This is a genomic window from Nocardia sp. Tas62D01 (assembly GCF_055232035.1).
Map to the genome: position 1 here is coordinate 7513900 of NZ_JBUYUZ010000001.1, position 17116 is coordinate 7531015.

General features: G+C 64.7%; 17 protein-coding genes and 1 pseudogene. 13 read left to right on the forward strand and 5 right to left on the reverse strand.

What is annotated here, in order from left to right; genetic code table 11:
- Window positions 1-7: 7 nt before the first annotated feature.
- A complete protein-coding gene (locus ACV7NQ_RS36030; protein WP_463363638.1) occupies window positions 8-1774 on the reverse strand; it encodes a sigma-54-dependent Fis family transcriptional regulator in 1767 nt (588 codons plus the stop codon).
- A gap of 145 nt (window positions 1775-1919) precedes the next feature.
- On the opposite strand from ACV7NQ_RS36030, the gene ACV7NQ_RS36035 reads away from it, so the two are divergent.
- The 11 genes from ACV7NQ_RS36035 (at window position 1920) to ACV7NQ_RS36085 (ending at window position 12258) form a co-directional block, all read left to right on the forward strand.
- A complete protein-coding gene (locus ACV7NQ_RS36035; RefSeq protein ID WP_463363639.1) occupies window positions 1920-3569 on the forward strand; it encodes a ferritin family protein in 1650 nt (549 codons plus the stop codon).
- Window positions 3570-3644: 75 nt separating this feature from the next.
- Complete coding sequence (locus ACV7NQ_RS36040; protein ID WP_463363640.1) at window positions 3645-4697, forward strand: FAD-binding oxidoreductase; 1053 nt, start codon at window positions 3645-3647, stop codon at window positions 4695-4697.
- 24 nt (window positions 4698-4721) lie between these two features.
- A complete protein-coding gene (locus tag ACV7NQ_RS36045) occupies window positions 4722-5840 on the forward strand; it encodes an aromatic/alkene monooxygenase hydroxylase subunit beta (protein ID WP_463363641.1) in 1119 nt (372 codons plus the stop codon).
- Window positions 5837-6187, forward strand: a complete 351-nt coding sequence (mimD, locus tag ACV7NQ_RS36050) for a propane 2-monooxygenase effector subunit MimD (RefSeq protein ID WP_463363642.1) — start codon at window positions 5837-5839, stop codon at window positions 6185-6187. Before ACV7NQ_RS36045 ends, mimD begins: the two co-directional genes overlap by 4 nt.
- A 149-nt stretch (window positions 6188-6336) precedes the next feature.
- Window positions 6337-7359 carry an amidohydrolase family protein gene (locus ACV7NQ_RS36055; RefSeq protein ID WP_463363643.1) on the forward strand — a complete coding sequence of 341 codons (1023 nt, stop codon included), beginning with the start codon at window positions 6337-6339 and terminating at the stop codon, window positions 7357-7359.
- Window positions 7356-8084, forward strand: a complete 729-nt coding sequence (locus ACV7NQ_RS36060; protein ID WP_463363644.1) for an iron-sulfur cluster assembly protein — start codon at window positions 7356-7358, stop codon at window positions 8082-8084. Before ACV7NQ_RS36055 ends, ACV7NQ_RS36060 begins: the two co-directional genes overlap by 4 nt.
- Window positions 8081-9106, forward strand: a complete 1026-nt coding sequence (locus ACV7NQ_RS36065) for an NAD(P)-dependent alcohol dehydrogenase (RefSeq protein ID WP_463363645.1) — start codon at window positions 8081-8083, stop codon at window positions 9104-9106. Before ACV7NQ_RS36060 ends, ACV7NQ_RS36065 begins: the two co-directional genes overlap by 4 nt.
- A gap of 43 nt (window positions 9107-9149) precedes the next feature.
- Complete coding sequence (gene groL / locus ACV7NQ_RS36070) at window positions 9150-10799, forward strand: chaperonin GroEL (RefSeq protein WP_463363646.1); 1650 nt, start codon at window positions 9150-9152, stop codon at window positions 10797-10799.
- A gap of 95 nt (window positions 10800-10894) precedes the next feature.
- On the forward strand, window positions 10895-11218 hold the full coding sequence (locus ACV7NQ_RS36075; protein ID WP_463363647.1) for a putative quinol monooxygenase: 324 nt from the start codon (window positions 10895-10897) through the stop codon (window positions 11216-11218).
- Window positions 11219-11291: 73 nt separating this feature from the next.
- A complete protein-coding gene (locus tag ACV7NQ_RS36080; protein ID WP_463363648.1) occupies window positions 11292-11489 on the forward strand; it encodes a hypothetical protein in 198 nt (65 codons plus the stop codon).
- A gap of 124 nt (window positions 11490-11613) precedes the next feature.
- Entirely contained in the window at window positions 11614-12258 is a 645-nt protein-coding gene (locus tag ACV7NQ_RS36085) for a DedA family protein (RefSeq protein WP_463363649.1), read from the forward strand.
- 664 nt (window positions 12259-12922) lie between these two features.
- Here ACV7NQ_RS36085 and ACV7NQ_RS36090 read toward each other — a convergent pair.
- The gene (locus tag ACV7NQ_RS36090) at window positions 12923-13741 is read right to left on the reverse strand and encodes an SDR family oxidoreductase (RefSeq protein ID WP_463363650.1); all 819 of its coding nucleotides are present in this window, start codon (window positions 13739-13741) and stop codon (window positions 12923-12925) included.
- 417 nt (window positions 13742-14158) lie between these two features.
- Entirely contained in the window at window positions 14159-14650 is a 492-nt protein-coding gene (locus ACV7NQ_RS36095; RefSeq protein ID WP_463363651.1) for an N-acetyltransferase family protein, read from the reverse strand.
- 115 nt (window positions 14651-14765) lie between these two features.
- Between ACV7NQ_RS36095 and ACV7NQ_RS36100 the strand changes: the two genes are divergently transcribed.
- Both ACV7NQ_RS36100 and ACV7NQ_RS36105 read left to right on the forward strand, forming a co-directional pair.
- Window positions 14766-15122, forward strand: coding sequence for a class I SAM-dependent methyltransferase (locus ACV7NQ_RS36100; protein WP_463363652.1), 357 nt, complete (start codon window positions 14766-14768; stop codon window positions 15120-15122).
- A 253-nt stretch (window positions 15123-15375) separates the two neighbouring features.
- Window positions 15376-16125 carry a VIT1/CCC1 transporter family protein gene (locus ACV7NQ_RS36105; RefSeq protein ID WP_463363653.1) on the forward strand — a complete coding sequence of 250 codons (750 nt, stop codon included), beginning with the start codon at window positions 15376-15378 and terminating at the stop codon, window positions 16123-16125.
- A 40-nt stretch (window positions 16126-16165) separates the two neighbouring features.
- On the opposite strand, the pseudogene ACV7NQ_RS36110 reads toward ACV7NQ_RS36105, so the two are convergent.
- Window positions 16166-16342, reverse strand: a pseudogene (locus ACV7NQ_RS36110) (amino acid permease); the annotation flags it as partial.
- A 77-nt stretch (window positions 16343-16419) separates the two neighbouring features.
- Window positions 16420-16920 (reverse strand): FadR/GntR family transcriptional regulator, encoded by a 501-nt coding sequence (locus ACV7NQ_RS36115; RefSeq protein ID WP_463363654.1) that lies wholly within the window; start codon window positions 16918-16920, stop codon window positions 16420-16422.
- Between the last annotated feature and the right edge of the window lie 196 nt (window positions 16921-17116).

Sequence of the window (17116 nt, forward strand, 5' to 3'; positions counted from 1 at the left end):
TCCGGATTCAGGCGATACCGAAGTCCTTGACCTTCCGGTAGATGGTGGCCCGCGACATCCCAAGTGCCACTGCGGCTTCGGCCTTGTTGCCGCCGTTCTCCTGGAGGCTGCGGACGATCGCGTCGCGCTCCAACGCCTCGATCTGGCTGAGCCTGCGCCGGGTCAGCGAACGGCATTGCGGCGGTAGCTTGTCGATGTGGATTACGCCGGACCGTTGGCGGGCGATCGTGTCGGCGAGCACTTGGCGCAGCTGGGCGACATTGCCGGGCCACGGTAGTTTGCCGAGTTGTCGCATGGCATCCGGGGCGAGGCGGATGTCGGCTCCTTTGGTCAATTCGCGCAGCAGGAACGGGACAAGGTCCTCGAGATCTTCGATGCGGTGTCGAAGCGCGGGCAGGCCGACCGTGTGGGTGAAGAATGGCAGCAGCAGTGAATCGACGGCCGGAGTGGGCGTGGCCGAGTTCATCGTGGCGGCAATCCAGCCACGACCCGCACAGCCCTGCAGGACTTCCGCGAGCGGCTCGACCATTTCGCCGGGCAGGCAATCGATGTCCGCGAGGACGACATTGAAATCGTTATTGCCGGTTTCCGCGATCAGCGCCCCCAGCATGCTCTCGGCATTCGAGAATTCGGATGTCCGCAGCACCCGGATCATCTTGTCCGAGCTGACGTGCGCGGCGACCGCCTTGGCGAGTTTCGTTCGACCGGAACCTTTTTCGCCGTCGAGCACCACCCATTCGCGATCGCGGCAGCACCGCTCCACCTGTTGACAGCTGCGCCGCCACGAGCTGCTGCGCCCGGCGACACCGGGCAGTGCGAGCGTGCTGTGTGCGATCGACTGCTGACTGGCACGGACGGTGGCGAGCTGCACGTGCAGCACGATATTGCGGCTACCATCGCGTACCGAAATGCGTTCGACCGCCGTGACTTTCGCGGTGATTCCACTCGGCAGCGGCGCGACGAGGGTATTCGCGGAACCCGGCCCGGCCAGATCGGTGGAGTGTTCGAGCAACGCAACCTGGTCGTGCGCGTCGAGCGTCTGGCGTAGGTACTGGTTCATCAGCACCACGTCGCCGCCGATGGCCAGGACACCGAGCGGGTACCTGCGGCATTGGCGCAGATACGTTTCCAGCAGCGCGGTTTCGCTTTCGCGTGCGAGCGCGCTGAGCCGATCCTCGATCTGGCTGCTCGCGCTCTTGGCGAGGGTGAACAGTAGGGGATCGGATCGGCTGGCCCAGCAGGTCAGGTCGATGACGCCGAGCACCGATCTGGTCACCGGGTGGCGGATGGGGGAGCCGGCACATGCCAACCGGCCGAGGGTGCCGAGATAATGTTCGCCGCCGCGGATGAAGGTCGGGCTGGCCGTCTCCAGCGTGGTGCCGATTCCGTTGGTGCCGACGAAATCCTCGGCATAGCTGTACCCGGGTGCGAGTTGCACGCGGTCGAGCGCACGCATGATCGTCGGATCGGAGGCGAAGCGTTCGAGCACCAGCCCGTCCGAGGACGTCAGGATGACGCTGACGGTCTGGGCGGCAAGGTCGTTCGCGAGCCGTTGTAGCACTGGCGCTGCGGCATTGGTGAGCGGTGAGTCGAGATTGGGGTCGCGCATATACGGCAGCTCCACCCGGTCGGGATGGATCCGCAGCGTGCGAGCCCGGCGCCACGAATCGAGCACTGTGTCGCGCACCGGCAGGGTGTCGAGCAGTCCTGCGGTGAGGAACTGGTCGCGTGCTCGTTGCATGCTCACGACGCCGTCGGCGTGAGGGTCCGTCATTGCTATCACCTCGGTACTGACTTGCTACAGCCCACGGTAGCCGTGTCTCAATGTGCGACGCGTCTCACATTGAGACGTCCAGCCAATCGCTTCCGCTGTGTCATGGATAACAGGAAATGTGCCCAGCCACATCAGGAGGAAGACGTTGAGCAGGCAGAGCCTGAGCAAGGCGCATCAGAAGATCACCGAACTGTCGTGGGAACCGACCTTCGCGACACCGGCGACACGGTTCGGCACCGACTACAACTTCGACAAGGCACCGAAGAAGGATCCGCTCAAGCAGATCCTGCGCTCCTACTTCCCGATGGAGGAGGAGAAGGACAACCGCGTCTTCGGCGCGATGGACGGCGCGATCCGCGGCAACATGTTCCGTCAGGTGCAGCAGCGGTGGATGGAGTGGCAGAAGCTGTTCCTGTCGATCATCCCGTTCCCGGAGATCTCGGCGGCGCGTGCGATGCCGATGGCCATCGACGCGGTGCCGAATCCGGAGATCCACAACGGTCTCGCGGTGCAGATGATCGACGAGGTACGGCACTCGACGATCCAGATGAACCTCAAACGGCTGTACATGAACCACTACATCGATCCCGCCGGGTTCGATATCAGTGAGAAGGCGTTCGCCAACAACTACGCGGGCACCATCGGCCGCCAGTTCGGTGAGGGCTTCATCACCGGTGACGCGATCACTGCCGCGAACATCTACCTCACGGTGGTTGCCGAAACCGCTTTCACCAACACGCTTTTCGTCGCGATGCCCTCGGAAGCGGCAGCCAACGGCGATTACCTACTGCCGACGGTGTTCCACTCGGTGCAGTCCGACGAATCGCGCCACATCTCCAACGGCTACTCGATTCTGCTGATGGCGCTGGCGGATGAGGACAACCGGCAACTGCTCGAGCGCGACCTGCGCTACGCCTGGTGGAACAACCACTGCGTGGTCGACGCGGCGATCGGGACGTTCATCGAGTACGGCACGAAGGATCGCCGTAAGGACCGCGACAGCTACGCCGAGATGTGGCGGCGCTGGATCTACGACGACTACTACCGCAGCTACCTCATCCCGCTGGAAAAGTACGGCCTGAAGATTCCGCACGATCTGGTCGAGGAAGCGTGGAACCGGATCGTGAACAAGGGCTACGTGCACGAGGTCGCCCAGTTCTTCGCGACCGGCTGGCCGGTCAACTACTGGCGTATTGATCCGATGACCGACAGGGACTTCGAGTGGTTCGAGGAGAAGTACCCGGGTTGGTACAACAAGTACGGCAAGTGGTGGGAGAACTACAACCGCCTGCGCTACCCGGGCCGCAACAAGCCGATCGCGTTCGAGGATGTCGACTACCAGTATCCGCACCGCTGCTGGACCTGCATGGTGCCGTGCCTGATTCGAGAGGACATGGTGACCGAGAAGGTCGACGGCCAATGGCGTACGTACTGCTCGGAGACCTGCGCGTGGACCGACATCAAGGCCTTCCGCCCGGAGTACGAGGGCAGGCAGACCCCGAACATGGGGCGGCTCACCGGTCATCGCGAATGGGAGACCCTGCATCACAACCAGGATCTCGCCGACGTGGTGCAGGGCCTCGGCTATGTCCGCGATGACGGCAAGACGCTGATTCCGCAGCCGCACTTGGATCTGGACGATCCGAAGAAGTTGTGGACGCTCGACGACCTGCGCGGCATCAACTTCCAGAGCCCCAACGTGCTCTTGAACGAGATGTCCGACGTCGAACGTGCGGCGCACATCGCCGAGTACATGGCCGGTGGTCCAGGCGGTCGTCCGGCGAAAATCGCCTGACGATCCCATCGAACGCCCGGTGGCGGCGCGGCTGTCCGCGAGCGCCGTCACCGGGCCCCACCCGAGGAGCTTCCCGTGGGCGACATCCATCACATCAGGTTCGAGCCGGTCGATCTGTCGATCGAGGTCAGTGAGGACGAGACGATCCTCGATGCGGCGTTCCGCCAAGGGGTTTCGCTGATGCACGGCTGCCGTGAGGGGCAGTGCTCGGCCTGCAAGTCTTTCTTGCTCGACGGCGACATCCAGATGGATCGCTACTCCAGCTTCGCGCTCGCCGACTACGAGAGCGAGGAAGGGTATGTGCTGCTGTGCAAGTCGCATGCGTACAGCGACTGCGAGATCGAGCTGATCAACTTCGACGAGGACGAGTTGCGCAATGCCGTTCCGCTGCAACAGCTTCGCACGCGTGTCACGGCGTTGATCGCCCTGACCCGCGACATCGTCTCGCTGGAGCTCGGGTTGATCGAGCCGGCGGCATACGAATTCAAGCCGGGTCAGTACTCGGACGTGATGATCCCCGGCACCGACGAGCACCGTTCGTTCTCGATGGCGACCACACCGACCGACCGCGGTCGGCTGCAGTTCATCATCAAACGCTATCCGGGCGGCCGGTTCTCGGGTCTGTTGGAGGGCGAGCTCGCGGTCGGCGACGAGTTGCGGCTGCGCGGGCCGTATGGCTCGTTCACCATCAAGAAGGAATCCGAGCGCGACATCGTATGCATCGGCGGCGGGGCGGGAATGGCGCCGATCCTGTCGCTGCTTCGGCACCTCGTCGAGATCGGCAGCAGCAGGCGGGTCCACTACTACTACGGCGCCCGCACCGCCGCGGATCTGTTCTATCTGCATGAGATCGAGGAACTCGGCAATCGACTGAGCGAATTCGTCTTCGTGCCAGCACTTTCGGAGCATTCGACCGCAGACTGGGCCGAGATCGGTGTCGCCAACGGCGATTTCGGATTCGTTACCGACGTGGTCGACCGCCGCGAGCCCGATCTGACCGAGGCCGAGATCTACCTGTGTGGACCACCGCCGATGGTCGACGCCGCAATGCGCATGCTCGACGGCAAAGGGGTTGCCAGGGAACGGATCCACTTCGACAAGTTCACCACGACGGTTCCGCAGAACTGATTCCAGAGAAAGAGAGCACCGACTATGAGCGCACCCACCGCCGAGCGCGCGGCGAAATCCGGGCGCAGTTTCCCCAAGCCAGAATTCACCGACGCCGAAGCGGGCGCCCTGGAGTTTCCGAGTTCGAGCAGTCGCTCCTACAACTATTTCACCCCTGCCAAGCTGCGGGCGACGACGTATGAGGACGTGACCTTCGACGTCCAACCCGACCCGGACCGCCACCTGAGCCAGGGCTGGATCTACGGCTTCGGTGACGGCCCCGGCGGCTACCCGCAGGAGTGGACGGAGCTGAAATCCACCGACTGGCACAAGTTCCGGGACCCGAACGAGGAATGGGAGCAGACGATCTATCGCAACAACGCCAATGTTGTGCGGCAGATCCAGCAGAACCTGGCCAACGCCAAGCTCGCCGACGCCTACCACTCCTGGACACCCGCGTGGACGAAGTTCGTCGAGCGCAACCTCGGTGCGTGGATGCACGCCGAGAACGGTCTCGGCCTGCACGTCTTCACCGCGGTCCAACGGTCGGGCCCGACCAACATGATCAACACGGCGGTCGCGGTGAACAGTGCGCACAAACTGCGGTTCGCGCAGGATCTCGCGTTGTACAACCTGGACCTCAGCGAATCGATCAACGGTTTCGACGGATCGGTGCACCGCGCGGTGTGGCACACCGATCCGGTCTGGCAGGGCGTGCGGCGCAACGTCGAATTGCTCACCGCCGCGGGCGATTGGGCTGAGGCGATGTTCGCGACGAACATCGTCTTCGAACAGCTGGTCGGCGTGCTGTTCCGCAGCCACCTCATCATGCAGATTTCGGCGCGCAACGGCGACTATGTCACGCCGAGCCTGGTGGGGTCCGGCGAGCACGACTACACCCGCGACCTCGGTTACACCCGCGCGCTGTTCTCGTTGCTGACGCGCGACGAACGGCATCGCGACCACAACCGCGAAGTGCTGGGCGCCTGGCTGGCGAAATGGGTGCCGTTGAGCATTGCCGCCGCCCGTGAGCTGCAACCGATCTGGTCGCACCCGCAGGAGCGGACCGTCCCCTTCGTCGAATCGTTCGAAGCCGCCAAGGCCGGCCTGCGCAGCGTGCTTGCCGACCTGGATCTCACCTTGCCCGAGGAGCTGACCCGATGAGTACTGCAATGGAATTCGGCGCAGGTGTCGGATCGTCGAACATGTGCGGCGTCACCCTGATGAACAACCAGAACGGCTATGTCGTCGCGGAAGTGATGGGCCGCAAGGACGGTGTCTCGATCACCGAGTACCCCTCGATGATCCGGGTCGACGGCAACAAGGTGCTGACCTTCGACTTCGACGAGATCACCGAGGCGCTCGGCGCGGAATTCGAACTTTCCGACTTCGAGGAGATCATGTCCACCCACTACGGGCGGATGGTGCATTTCGACGACCGCACCATGCTCTTCGCCAATCCGGAAGACGCGGCCGAGTACATCGATTTCGACCTGAAACCGGTGCAATGACCGTCTCACTCACCACAGCACACGCCCCGACGGGCCTCCAGGCGGTTATCGCCCGGTTGGAGGCCGCCGGTTGGCGGATCGACGAGGTGCGTATCAGCCCCCGCACGTCGGCAACCCACATTCCGAAGACTCGATAAACGGAGCACATCATGTATGAGAAGGACGGCGAGAAGTACTTCATCGTCGACGGCCACATCCACTTCTGGGACGGCGGCCCCAGCAATCAGAAGAATCGGTACGGCAAGGGTTTCACCCAGTGTTTCTACGACTATCACCGGAATCTCTCGCCCACCGAAGAACTCTGGACGCTGGAGAAGTTCGGCAGCTACACCGAAGCGGATCTGATGCAAGATCTGTTCGAGGTCGGGTACGTCGACAAGGCGATCTTCCAGCCGACCTATCTCACCGACTTCTACATCAACGGCTTCAACACCACCGAACGCAACGGCGCCCTGGCCGAGAAGCACCCCGACAAGCTGATCACCAATGGCGCGTGGGATCCCCGGGACGGCGAAGCGGGCCTCGACGAACTGGAGGCCCTGCACCGACGCTGGAACCTGAAGGGCGTCAAGCTCTACACGGCCGAATGGAAGGGTGAGTCCAAGGGCTACAAGCTCACCGATCCGTGGAGCTATCGCTACCTGGAGAAGTGCGAGGACCTGGGGATCCGCAATATCCATATTCACAAGGGCCCCACCGTCTATCCGCTCAATCGTGACGCGTTCGATGTCGCGGACGTCGACGATGTGGCGACCGCGTTCCCGAATCTGAACTTCATCATCGAGCATGTCGGCCTGCCGCGGCTCGAGGACTTCTGCTGGATCGCGACCCAGGAGCCCAATGTCTACGGCGGACTCGCCGTCGCCATGCCGTTCATTCACACCAGGCCGCGCTACTTCGCGCAGATCATCGGCGAACTGCTGTACTGGCTCGACGAGAACCGAATCACCTTCGCCAGCGATTACGCGATCTGGAAGCCCGCCTGGCTGATCGAGAAGTTCGTCGACTTCCAGATCCCCGAGGACATGCAGGCCGAATACGGTGTGCTCACCACGGAGGTCAAGAAGAAGATTCTCGGCCTCAATATGGCTCGGCTGTACGGCTTCGAGGTTCCCGCGGAAGCGGCCCTGTCCTCGACCGCACAGCCTGTCGCGAGCCCGGTGCCGGCATGACCACCGTCGCGCCGTCGGACACGGTCGCCGCCCGCGTGTGGGCCGCGCTCGACACCGTGCGGGACCCCGAACTCGATGAACCGATCACCACGTTGCGGTTCGTCACCGAGGTCCTGGTCGCAGGCGAGCGCGACATACGCGTCCGGCTGCGGCTGCCCACCTACTTCTGCGCACCGAACTTCGCGTACCTGATGGTCGCCGACGCCCATGATGCGGTGGCGGCGCTGCCGGAGGTCGGTGCGGTGACGGTGCTGCTGGAGGACCATTTCGCGTCGGAGCAGATCAACACCGGTGTCGCCCGAGCTGCGGGGTTCACCGGCAGCTTTCCCGCGGAGGCGACCCGCGAACTGGACGAGCTGCGAAAGACCTTCCAGCGCAAGGCCTATATTGCGGCGCTAGAGCGGGTGGTCCGCCGATTGTCGACGGCGGACCGGATGAACGCGCCTCTACAGCTGACACTCGGCGATGTTCCCGATGGGATGGAACGAGAGTCTCTGGAGCGTCGTCGCGAGGCGATCGGGCTCGACAACCGTTCCAGCGCAATGCTTCTCGTCGATGAGCACGGTGTCGCGCTGAAGTCGGGCGAACTGGCGATCCGGCTGCGCTATGCCCGCGCGGTGCGGGTCAGTATCGAGGGAAACGCCCACCTATGCCGCGGCCTACTGGCGACGCGCTACGGCGAAACCACCTCCACCACCACGTATGAGAACGGAGCAGCGCGATGAAGGCCGTACAACTGGCCGCCTACGATTCGGAACCGGAACTGGTCGAGGTGCAGGACCCGAGGATCGAGTCGTCGCTGGATGTGATCGTGAAGATCGGCGGCGCCGGCGTGTGCCGCACCGATCTGCACATCATCGAGGGGCAGTGGGAGCAGAAGAGCGGCGTCACGCTCCCGTACACGATCGGCCACGAGAATGCGGGCTGGGTGGAGGCGGTCGGATCGGCGGTGACCGGACTGAAGGCAGGCGACCCCGTGATCCTGCACCCGCTGATGACCTGCGGGCTGTGCCGCGCGTGCCGTGCCGGTGACGATGTCCATTGCGCCAGTTCGCAATTCCCTGGCATCGATACCAATGGCGGCTATGCCGAGTACCTGCGAACCAATGCACGCGCGGTGGTGAAGCTGGACCCGGCCCTCGCGCCCGCCGACGTCGCCGCGCTGGCCGATGCCGGTCTGACGGCTTACCACGCCGTTGCCAAGGCCGCTCGGGTGTTGCGTCCTGGCGACAAGGCGGTGCTGATCGGCGCAGGCGGACTCGGGCACATCGGCATCCAGGTGTTCGCGGCATTGTCGGCCGCGGAAATGATTGTGGTGGACCGCTCTCCGGCCGCCCTCGCCCTGGCCCGTGAGATCGGTGCGCACCATACGATCCTGGCGGATGGAAACGAGGCCAATGCTGTCCTCGAGATCACCGGCGGCAATGGCGCCGAAGCGGTGATCGATTTCGTCGGTGAAGGTGGCGCGATAGAAGCCGGTGTCGCGATGCTGCGGCGGGCGGGCAATTACTACGTCGTCGGCTACGGCGGTGTGCTCGCGGTCCCCACGATCGACATCATCTCCACCGAAATCAATGTCATCGGCAACCTGGTCGGCTCCTACAACGACCTCGTGGAACTGATGGTGCTCGCCGCGCAGGACCGGGTACGGCTGCACACCACGAAGTACTCGCTGAACGACTTCGCGACCGCGCTGCGCGACCTCGACGACGGCCGGGTCCGCGGCCGGGCGATTCTCGTTCCGTGACAGCACGATTCGACAACAACGACACGACAAAGGTGTGTGCGACATGGCCAAGGAACTGCGCTTCGGCGCGAATGCCCGCGGATTACTGGAACAGGGGGTCAACGCGGTCGCGGACGCGGTGAAGGTGACCCTGGGACCGAAGGGCCGCAACGCGGTGCTGGAGAAGCTCACCGGCGCGCCGACGATCACCAATGACGGCGTGAGCATCGCTAAGGAGATCCAGTTACGAGATCCCTTCGCCAACATGGGCGCTCAGCTCGTGAAGGAGGTGGCAACGAAAACCAACGGCGTGGCCGGTGACGGCACCACGACTGCGACCGTGCTCGCTCAGGCGATGGTGCGTGAGGGGTTGCGCGCGGTGGCCGAGGGCGCGAATCCGATCCAGCTCAAGCGGGGCATCGAACGCGCGACCACGGCCGTCGTCGACGTGCTACGCGAACGCAGCCGCACCATCATCGACGAAGCGGATCTGCGCCACGTCGCGATGCTCTCGGCGAACAACGACACCGAGATCGGCGACGTCATCGCCGCGGCGCTGGCCAAGGTGGGCGTGAATGGTGTTGTCAGCGTGGAGGAGTGGCCGCAGCTCGGCCTCGGCCTCGGCTACATCGACGGTATCGAGTTCGACCACGGCTACATCTCACCATATTTCGTGACGGACAAGGACCGGATGGAGGCGGTACTCGACAACGCTTACGTGCTGCTGACCAACCAGAAGATCTCCACCGTCCAGACGCTGATGCCGGTGCTCGAGCAGGTCCAGCGGACCCAGCGGCCGCTGGTGATCCTGTGCGAGAACATGGACGGCCCCGCGCTGAGCATGCTTGTGACCAACAACGTGCACGACACCTTCCGCTCGGTGGTCATTCGCGCACCCGGATTCGGGCATCGTCGCGTTGCCGAATTGGAAGACCTCGCAGCACTTCTCGGTGGCACCGTGGTGAGCGCCGATTCGGGTGTCGCGCTGGAGAACGTCCGCATCGAGCACCTGGGTCAGGCGCGGAAGGTGACCGTCACCGAACGGAGTACGACCATGGTCGACGGGGCGGGCGCGGCCGACGATGCGAAAGCGCGCATCGCCCAGCTGGAGCGCGAACTCGAGCGTGCGGAGAACGAACACGATCAGGACAACCTGAAACTGCGCGTCGCCAGGCTGTCGGGCTCGGTCGCGGTCGTGCACGTCGGCGCGGCGACCGACGTCGAGCTCAAGGAGAAGCTGCACCGCGTCGAGGACTCGCTGTCGGCGACCCGTGCCGCCATGGAAGAGGGCGTGGTCGCCGGCGGCGGCACCGCACTGCTGCAGGCGCAACCGGCCCTCGACCTGCTCGAGCTCACCGGGGACGCCGCCGAAGGCCGGGAGATCGTCCGCCGCGCCGTCGAGGAACCGCTGCGCTGGATCGCGGTCAACGCCGGATACGACGGTGATGTGGCCGTGGCCACGGTATCGAAACTGCCTATCGGACACGGCTTCAACGCGGTCACCGACACCTACGTCGACATGTTCGACGCCGGCGTCATCGACCCGGTCAAGGTCACCCGCTCGGCCCTGCGCAGCGCTGCCTCAATCGCGGCCATGCTGCTGACCACCGAGACTCTGATCGTCGAAGAGATCATGGTGAACCCGGGTTCGGTGATCGCACCCGGGTTCGGCGACCTCGCCGAGGGACTGATTCGGCCCTCCAACATCTACTGACCGTTCGACAATGGGTTAGTCGCAACGCGCACCGCCCTTGGCCCAGGGGGTCGGGCTGTGTCGCGGCAGCCCCGATTCACCGAAGGAGGAGCGCAATGATCTTCATCGTCGTCAAATTCAAGACCAAGCCCGAATGGACCGACCGCTGGCTCGACCTCGTCGGCCCCTTCACCGCCGCCACCCGCGCCGAGGACGGCAACCTCTGGTTCGACTGGTCCCGCAGCATCGACGATCACACCGAATTCGTTCTCGTAGAAGCCTTCCGCGACCAGGCTGCGGGCGCCGCACACGTCGGCAGCGCGCATTTCAAGGCCGCCATGGATGACTTGCCGCAGGCTCTCGCGTCGACCCCGCGGATCATCAGCCAGGCCATCGACGCCACCGATTGGTCCGAAATGGGCGAGATGACGGTTCGATAGCGCAATCCGTCGTCTGATCAGACGCCCTCAGGCGGGGAGAGGGCGTCCCCGCTGGGGGGTCACTACCACCGGCATGCAGGCGGGCGCCGCACGGCTGCGGCTCAACGGCACTGCCGGTGGCAACGGCGTCACCGACACCTTGGCCGCGGTCGAGGCAACCAGCCGATCGGCGATGGCCGACCTGCGCAGGCTGTTGGCTCTCCTGCGCGACCGCGTCCAAGCCGTCGTGTACGCCCACCGCTACGGACTGCACAGCAACTTCACCGATTGATCTCGATCCCGCGCCATTCGGCTCTCGATCGGTGCGGTCGGTCGGTCTCAGCGGTTTTTCAGCGAGGATTCGCCATAGTGGTGGCCGACCGATTGCTCCCGGATGTGAAAGAAGTGTGTCCTCTATGCAGCATTTGATCGTCACGTACGGGCTGGCTGCCATCTTCCTGCTGATGGTGGCCGAGTCAGCGTGTATCCCGGTGCCGTCCGAGGTCACGATGCTGCTCGGTGGCGCGCTCGCGGGCGGCGCCGTCGCTGGGCCGCATCCGAATCTGATCGCGGTGATCGCCGCTGGGACACTCGGCAATGTCGTCGGAAGCTACCTGGCGTGGCTGGTCGGACGATTCGGTGGCCGGCCGGCCCTCTACCGGTGGGGCCGGTATGTGCTGTTGCGCAACGAAGACATCGACCGGGCCCAGGACTGGTTCGACCGCCGCGGCGCCGCATCGGTGTTCTGGGCACGCCTGCTGCCCGGGATTCGTACGTTCATCTCGCTGCCCGCCGGAATCGCGGAGATGCCCGCCGGGCGGTTCGGCATCATCACTCTCGCAGGGTGCTTGCCATGGACCGCGGCACTGGCGATCGCGGGCTACGGCGTCGGCGCCAACTGGGACAGCCTCGAAAACGTCCTGCGCGGACCGAGTTACCTCATCGCGGGCGTCGCGGTGCTCATCATCGCGGCCGTCGTCGTCGTCGCAATCCGCCGCCGTCACCGCCAGACCGACGTCGCCGAGTCGGTTGCGAGGCAAGCCGCAGGGACGTCGAACTAGTCAGCTCGGTGACTCGACCGAGTGGTCGAGGTCCGGCATCGTCTGTGTTGGGAGGGCCGATGTTCGGGAATCCTGAAGTCCTGTCGCCACCATCAAGCAGGTCCGTGATCGACCCGCGGACCTCGTCGTGGCCGTGTCCGTGTGTCCAGTCCGCGTCGGTCGCGGTCAACCGAGTGCCCTGCAACCACTTTCGCGCACCGTAGAACGATGTTTCGAGCACGTGGTCGAGCGCGACGACGACCCGCCCGGTCGGTGACTGCCAACTCCGCCCGAGCGGACGGGCGATGTTCTGCCCACGCACGATGCTGTCCACCAGCGGATCCAATGGTCCCGCTCCCGGTGCCCGCCGGGTCGCGCTCGCCGATTCGCGCAACTGCGCGATCAACTCGGTGGGCGTGAACCGTGCGGCGCGCCGACGCGCCAACTCGGCGGTCATCCGGTTCCAGTTGCCTCTGGCGCGGAGCAGGCCCGTGAGGGTGTTCCGCAGGGTGACCCGGTTGGACAAGGTCGTCGAGAAAGTCGGCGGGAGCGAGTCGTTCGGCTCGCACCCAGGTGCGGACCAGGTGACGGTCCATGGTCGATTCTCCAGGTCGAAGGTTGTCACCGATACTGACGGGAGCGGATGCGGAAACTAATCGCGGTGCGGCATGTCCAGAGCTATGTGTCAATCACCCTGTGCCGCTGCGGAGATCGGCTGCCATTTACGCCACAGCTCCAAGCGGGATTCGTAGTCCGCGGTCGCGATGGCCAGCGGGATCTCGCCGAGGAAGATGCGCAGCGGCGGCTCGTCGGCGTCGACTATGGCCAGGATCGCGGCGCGGGTGGCGGTGGGGTCGCCGCTACGTGTCGCGGCACGCTGGGCGGCTCTTGCCTCCCTGGCCGGGGTGTATGCCGAGTTCGGGGTGGCGTGCCGCGACGACGGTCCGGCCCAGTCGGTGCCGAACCCACCGGGCTCGATCAGGGTCACGTGGATGCCGAAGGGGGAGACTTCTTGCGAGAGGGACTGCGAGAACCCTTCCAGCGCCCACTTCGACGCGTGGTATGCGCCGAGGTTCAGGAAGGCGGAGATGCCGCCGATGCTGGAGACCTGGATGATGTGGCCGCTGCCCTGCGCCCGCAGGATAGGCAGCGCCGCCTGGGTGACCCACAGGGCTCCGAACACGTTGGTCTCGAACTGCGCGCGGAACTCGTCCTCGGTCAATTCCTCGATCATGCCGAACTGTCCGTAGCCCGCATTGTTGACGACGATATCGAGCCGCCCGAACCGGTCGGCCGACTGCTCTACGGCGGCGAAGTCGCCCGCCCGATCGGTGACATCCAACTGGATCGGCAGGAACGTGTCGGGGTACTTGCTGACCAGATCGTCGAGCGTGCTCAGGTCGCGCGCCGTACCCGCAACGCTGTCGCCACGCTCCAGGGCGGCGAGCGCCCATTCACGGCCGAATCCTCGCGATACACCAGTGATGAACCAAACTTTGCTCATACGATCACGGTAGCGACCTGGAGTGCACTCCAAGCAAGCTCTGTGGCGGCGCAAGCACGGGCACCATCCCCGGGGCGCTCGACAATGTCTGAATCGAGCGCCGCTGCCCGGTGAAAAGAAGTCGTCGCGTTCTTCCCTCGCGCCGGTATCGTCCCTGATCTGAGGCCGTGCCTTTGCTCGGATCCGCCGTCACCGTCGAGGAGGTCGCGATGTTGCGACGCATCTCAGGCCATGCGCTCTGGCGCCACCTGGTTCGTGGACTGATCATCTGCGGAATGTGTGTCGGTGGGTCGGCGCGGTGCTATGTCGAGTGGGCTCGTGACAACCCCCCCGACCCGCAGGCCGCGGAGTGCTGGGATTGGTCCATTCCGCACCAGTGGTATGACGTAGCACATCGCCGGTGATCTCTCCCCGACGTCAACCCAGGTCCGGCAGTTGGGCGACGTCCTTCACGTAGCGATGGGCAGGCACGGTGACGAGGCCGTGCGGGCCCGGGGCGAGGTGGGAGAACGGGCCGTCGTCGGACCAGCCGTTGCGGGCGTAGAACTTGCGGGCGCGGGTGTTGCCGGGCACGACGGCCAGCCATGCTCGGCGGTGTCCGTTGGCACGCACCCGTTCCTCGGCGGCGGCGAGGAGCGTCATCGCCACACCGGTTCCGCGGTGGTCACCGGAAACATAGACCTGCTCGACCTCGTCGTCGACGACCATGACGAACCCGGCGACCTCGTCGCCGACGGTCGCCACTGTCGTGTCGTCGATCCGTTGCGCGGCACGCGGTCCGAACGACTCGTGCGGACGGACCGCGACGAGTTCCTCGGGAACGTTCCCCAGGTGACCGTCGCGCCAGCCGACATACCAGATCGCCGCGATGGACTCCGCATCTTCGGCGCGCGCCGGGCGCAGCTCCACGGCCGTAACACCATCCATCATCGGCGCAATGTACCAGCGAGATTCGGCCGGTCAGGGCGTGAGAGGCGCGATCGATGATTGACCTGAACTATAGTTGAGGTTTAAGACTGGGGGCATGACACGCCCTGCTGAATTCTGGAATTCCGCCTATGACAACGGTTCCGCGCCATGGGCGATCGGTGAGCCACAGCCGGCGATCGTCGATCTGGTCGCGCAGGGCTGGGTGCGCGGCGCGGTGCTCGATGTCGGGTGTGGGGCCGGTGAACACACCATTCATCTGGCTGGGCTCGGCTATGACGTGCTCGGCGTGGATCTGTCGACGAGCGCGATCGCTTATGCCCGCGCCAATGCCGAGGAACATGGTGTCCCCGCGAGGTGTTCGGCGAGGTCGGCCAATCGTTCGCGACATTCGCGCCGAATGCCCGCATTGATCGGAAGTAGTTGTCGGTGGTGTGATTTTCCTGAACCATGATGACGACGTGTGCGGCCGAGCTGGCAGGCGACATACACCAACGTTAGCCGGTGAGACGGCTGTTTCTGGGCTCCTGCGGATTTGCCGAAAGACTTGGCTGGCGGGGCGGACGGTAATTGGTGACAGTTGTCCGGCGATGGCGGTGATCGTTGCTTTCCTAGGTATGGGAACCCTTGGTATGCAATGCTTTACCTCACTTCGGCGAGGCTTTCATTGCTGGCGGCGGCTGGCGGTAACCGCTAGCGTGCCCGGCATGGGCCAGGATTTATACCCGACTCGGGAACAATCGGAGATTGCTGTTGCGCCGCATTCGTCCGAGCCACACGGCACGGGATTGTCCGGCCGACTCAATTGGTTGCGGGCGGGTGTCCTCGGCGCGAATGATGGGATCGTCTCGGTCGCCGGCATCGTTGTCGGTGTCGCCGCCGCGACCGCCGAGCGCGGGCCGATTCTGACCGCGGGCGTGGCTGGTCTGGCTGCCGGTGCGGTGTCCATGGCATTGGGCGAGTACGTCTCGGTGAGTACGCAGCGTGACAGTGAGCGTGCCCTGCTGGAAAAAGAGCGAACTGAATTGGCCGAGCAGCCCGAGGAGGAACTCGCCGAACTCGCCGCCATCTATCGCGCCAAGGGTTTGTCGCCTGCCACGGCGCTCGCGGTCGCGGAGGAACTGACCGCTCGTGACGCCTTCACCGCCCACGCCGAAGCCGAATTGGGTATCGATCCCGACGATCTGACCAATCCGTGGCATGCCGCGTTTTCGTCCGCGGTGTCGTTCACCGTGGGCGCCCTGTTGCCCCTGCTAGCGATTCTCGTTGTCTCCCAGCCTCTTCGGGTCCCGGTGACGGTCGCGGCGGTACTCGTCGCGCTGGCCGCGACCGGAGCAGTCGGGGCCCGGTTGGGTGGAGCGGCGACGGCCCCGGCCACCGCCCGAGTGGTCCTCGGCGGTGCGCTGGCCATGGCAACCACTTACTTGATCGGCCACGTCGTCGGCATCGCCGTGTGAGGTACAGCGGGCGTCGCCAAATCTGAACTTCCAGGAACCTGTGGGCGTACACCGCGATCGCGGTGATGTCGGCGATGCCGGTCGTCGACCAGTTCAGAAAATGCATCCAGCCCGCGACGTAGGCGCCCTTTTCGCCGATGAACTCACATGCGTAGGAGACGAACGCGCCCGACGAGGGCCGGTGCAGGATGAGCTCGCCGAGTGAGCGGACCACGAAGACCAGTCCGCCGCGGCCTCCGAGCCCGCGGCGATGGCCGTGAGTATCCGGCGATGCTCGACATTGGACTGCGCCGGTCACCGAGCTTGTTGAGGAACGTCGATTGGCGCGCCAGCGCTTCCCGGATCTCCTCGATGACCTTCGCGAACACCGGGTTGCCCGAGGCTCGCGCAATGGTGATGTGAACAGCGATCCAGTGCCACCCAGGCGGTGTCGTCGGTTTCGACATCCATGCGGTCGGCGAGCCGCATGAGCTCGTCGAGGTCGTCGGTGCTGTGCCGCAGCGCGGCGTCCCCGGCAACCGGTATCTCCACGTGCCGGCGCACCTCGACCAGGTCACGGGCGGAATGCGGTCCGAAGATCGGGTTCTCGACGGGTCCGCTCGCGGTTACGAAGGTGCCCTTGCCGGTGTGCGAGACGGTCAGCCCGAGTGCCTGCAGACCACGCGACGCCTCCTGGATTACCGAGCGGCTGACGTCGAACTGCTTGGCGAGGTCGGCCTCGGAGGGAAGTTTGTCGCCGACGGCGTGGTCGCCGCGTTCGATCGCGTGCCGGAGCTGAGTCAGTACGGCTTCCATCGCGCTCACTCGCCGAATCGGTCCGACTGTCCGGTTGTCTTACAGGTTCATGAGAAACGGTAGTGACTGCGAACACACTCGTTGTCAAGATGTGGACTGTCGTTCGAAAGGTGGCGCTGAGAGGGTTGCCGATGCCGCCGGGTCCGTCCGAACCGTCGGCTTGTGGCTTGTGGCTTGTGGCTTGTGGCTTGTGCGC

Coding starts and splice junctions, on each gene's coding strand:
- ACV7NQ_RS36030 (WP_463363638.1), bottom strand. CDS start 1,774: ATGACGGACCCTCACGCCGACGGCGTCGTGAGCATGCAACGAGCACGC.
- ACV7NQ_RS36045 (WP_463363641.1), top strand. CDS start 4,722: ATGAGCGCACCCACCGCCGAGCGCGCGGCGAAATCCGGGCGCAGTTTC.
- mimD (WP_463363642.1), top strand. CDS start 5,837: ATGAGTACTGCAATGGAATTCGGCGCAGGTGTCGGATCGTCGAACATG.
- ACV7NQ_RS36055 (WP_463363643.1), top strand. CDS start 6,337: ATGTATGAGAAGGACGGCGAGAAGTACTTCATCGTCGACGGCCACATC.
- ACV7NQ_RS36060 (WP_463363644.1), top strand. CDS start 7,356: ATGACCACCGTCGCGCCGTCGGACACGGTCGCCGCCCGCGTGTGGGCC.
- ACV7NQ_RS36065 (WP_463363645.1), top strand. CDS start 8,081: ATGAAGGCCGTACAACTGGCCGCCTACGATTCGGAACCGGAACTGGTC.
- groL (WP_463363646.1), top strand. CDS start 9,150: ATGGCCAAGGAACTGCGCTTCGGCGCGAATGCCCGCGGATTACTGGAA.
- ACV7NQ_RS36075 (WP_463363647.1), top strand. CDS start 10,895: ATGATCTTCATCGTCGTCAAATTCAAGACCAAGCCCGAATGGACCGAC.
- ACV7NQ_RS36080 (WP_463363648.1), top strand. CDS start 11,292: ATGCAGGCGGGCGCCGCACGGCTGCGGCTCAACGGCACTGCCGGTGGC.
- ACV7NQ_RS36085 (WP_463363649.1), top strand. CDS start 11,614: ATGCAGCATTTGATCGTCACGTACGGGCTGGCTGCCATCTTCCTGCTG.
- ACV7NQ_RS36090 (WP_463363650.1), bottom strand. CDS start 13,741: ATGAGCAAAGTTTGGTTCATCACTGGTGTATCGCGAGGATTCGGCCGT.
- ACV7NQ_RS36100 (WP_463363652.1), top strand. CDS start 14,766: ATGACACGCCCTGCTGAATTCTGGAATTCCGCCTATGACAACGGTTCC.
- ACV7NQ_RS36105 (WP_463363653.1), top strand. CDS start 15,376: ATGGGCCAGGATTTATACCCGACTCGGGAACAATCGGAGATTGCTGTT.
- ACV7NQ_RS36115 (WP_463363654.1), bottom strand. CDS start 16,920: ATGGAAGCCGTACTGACTCAGCTCCGGCACGCGATCGAACGCGGCGAC.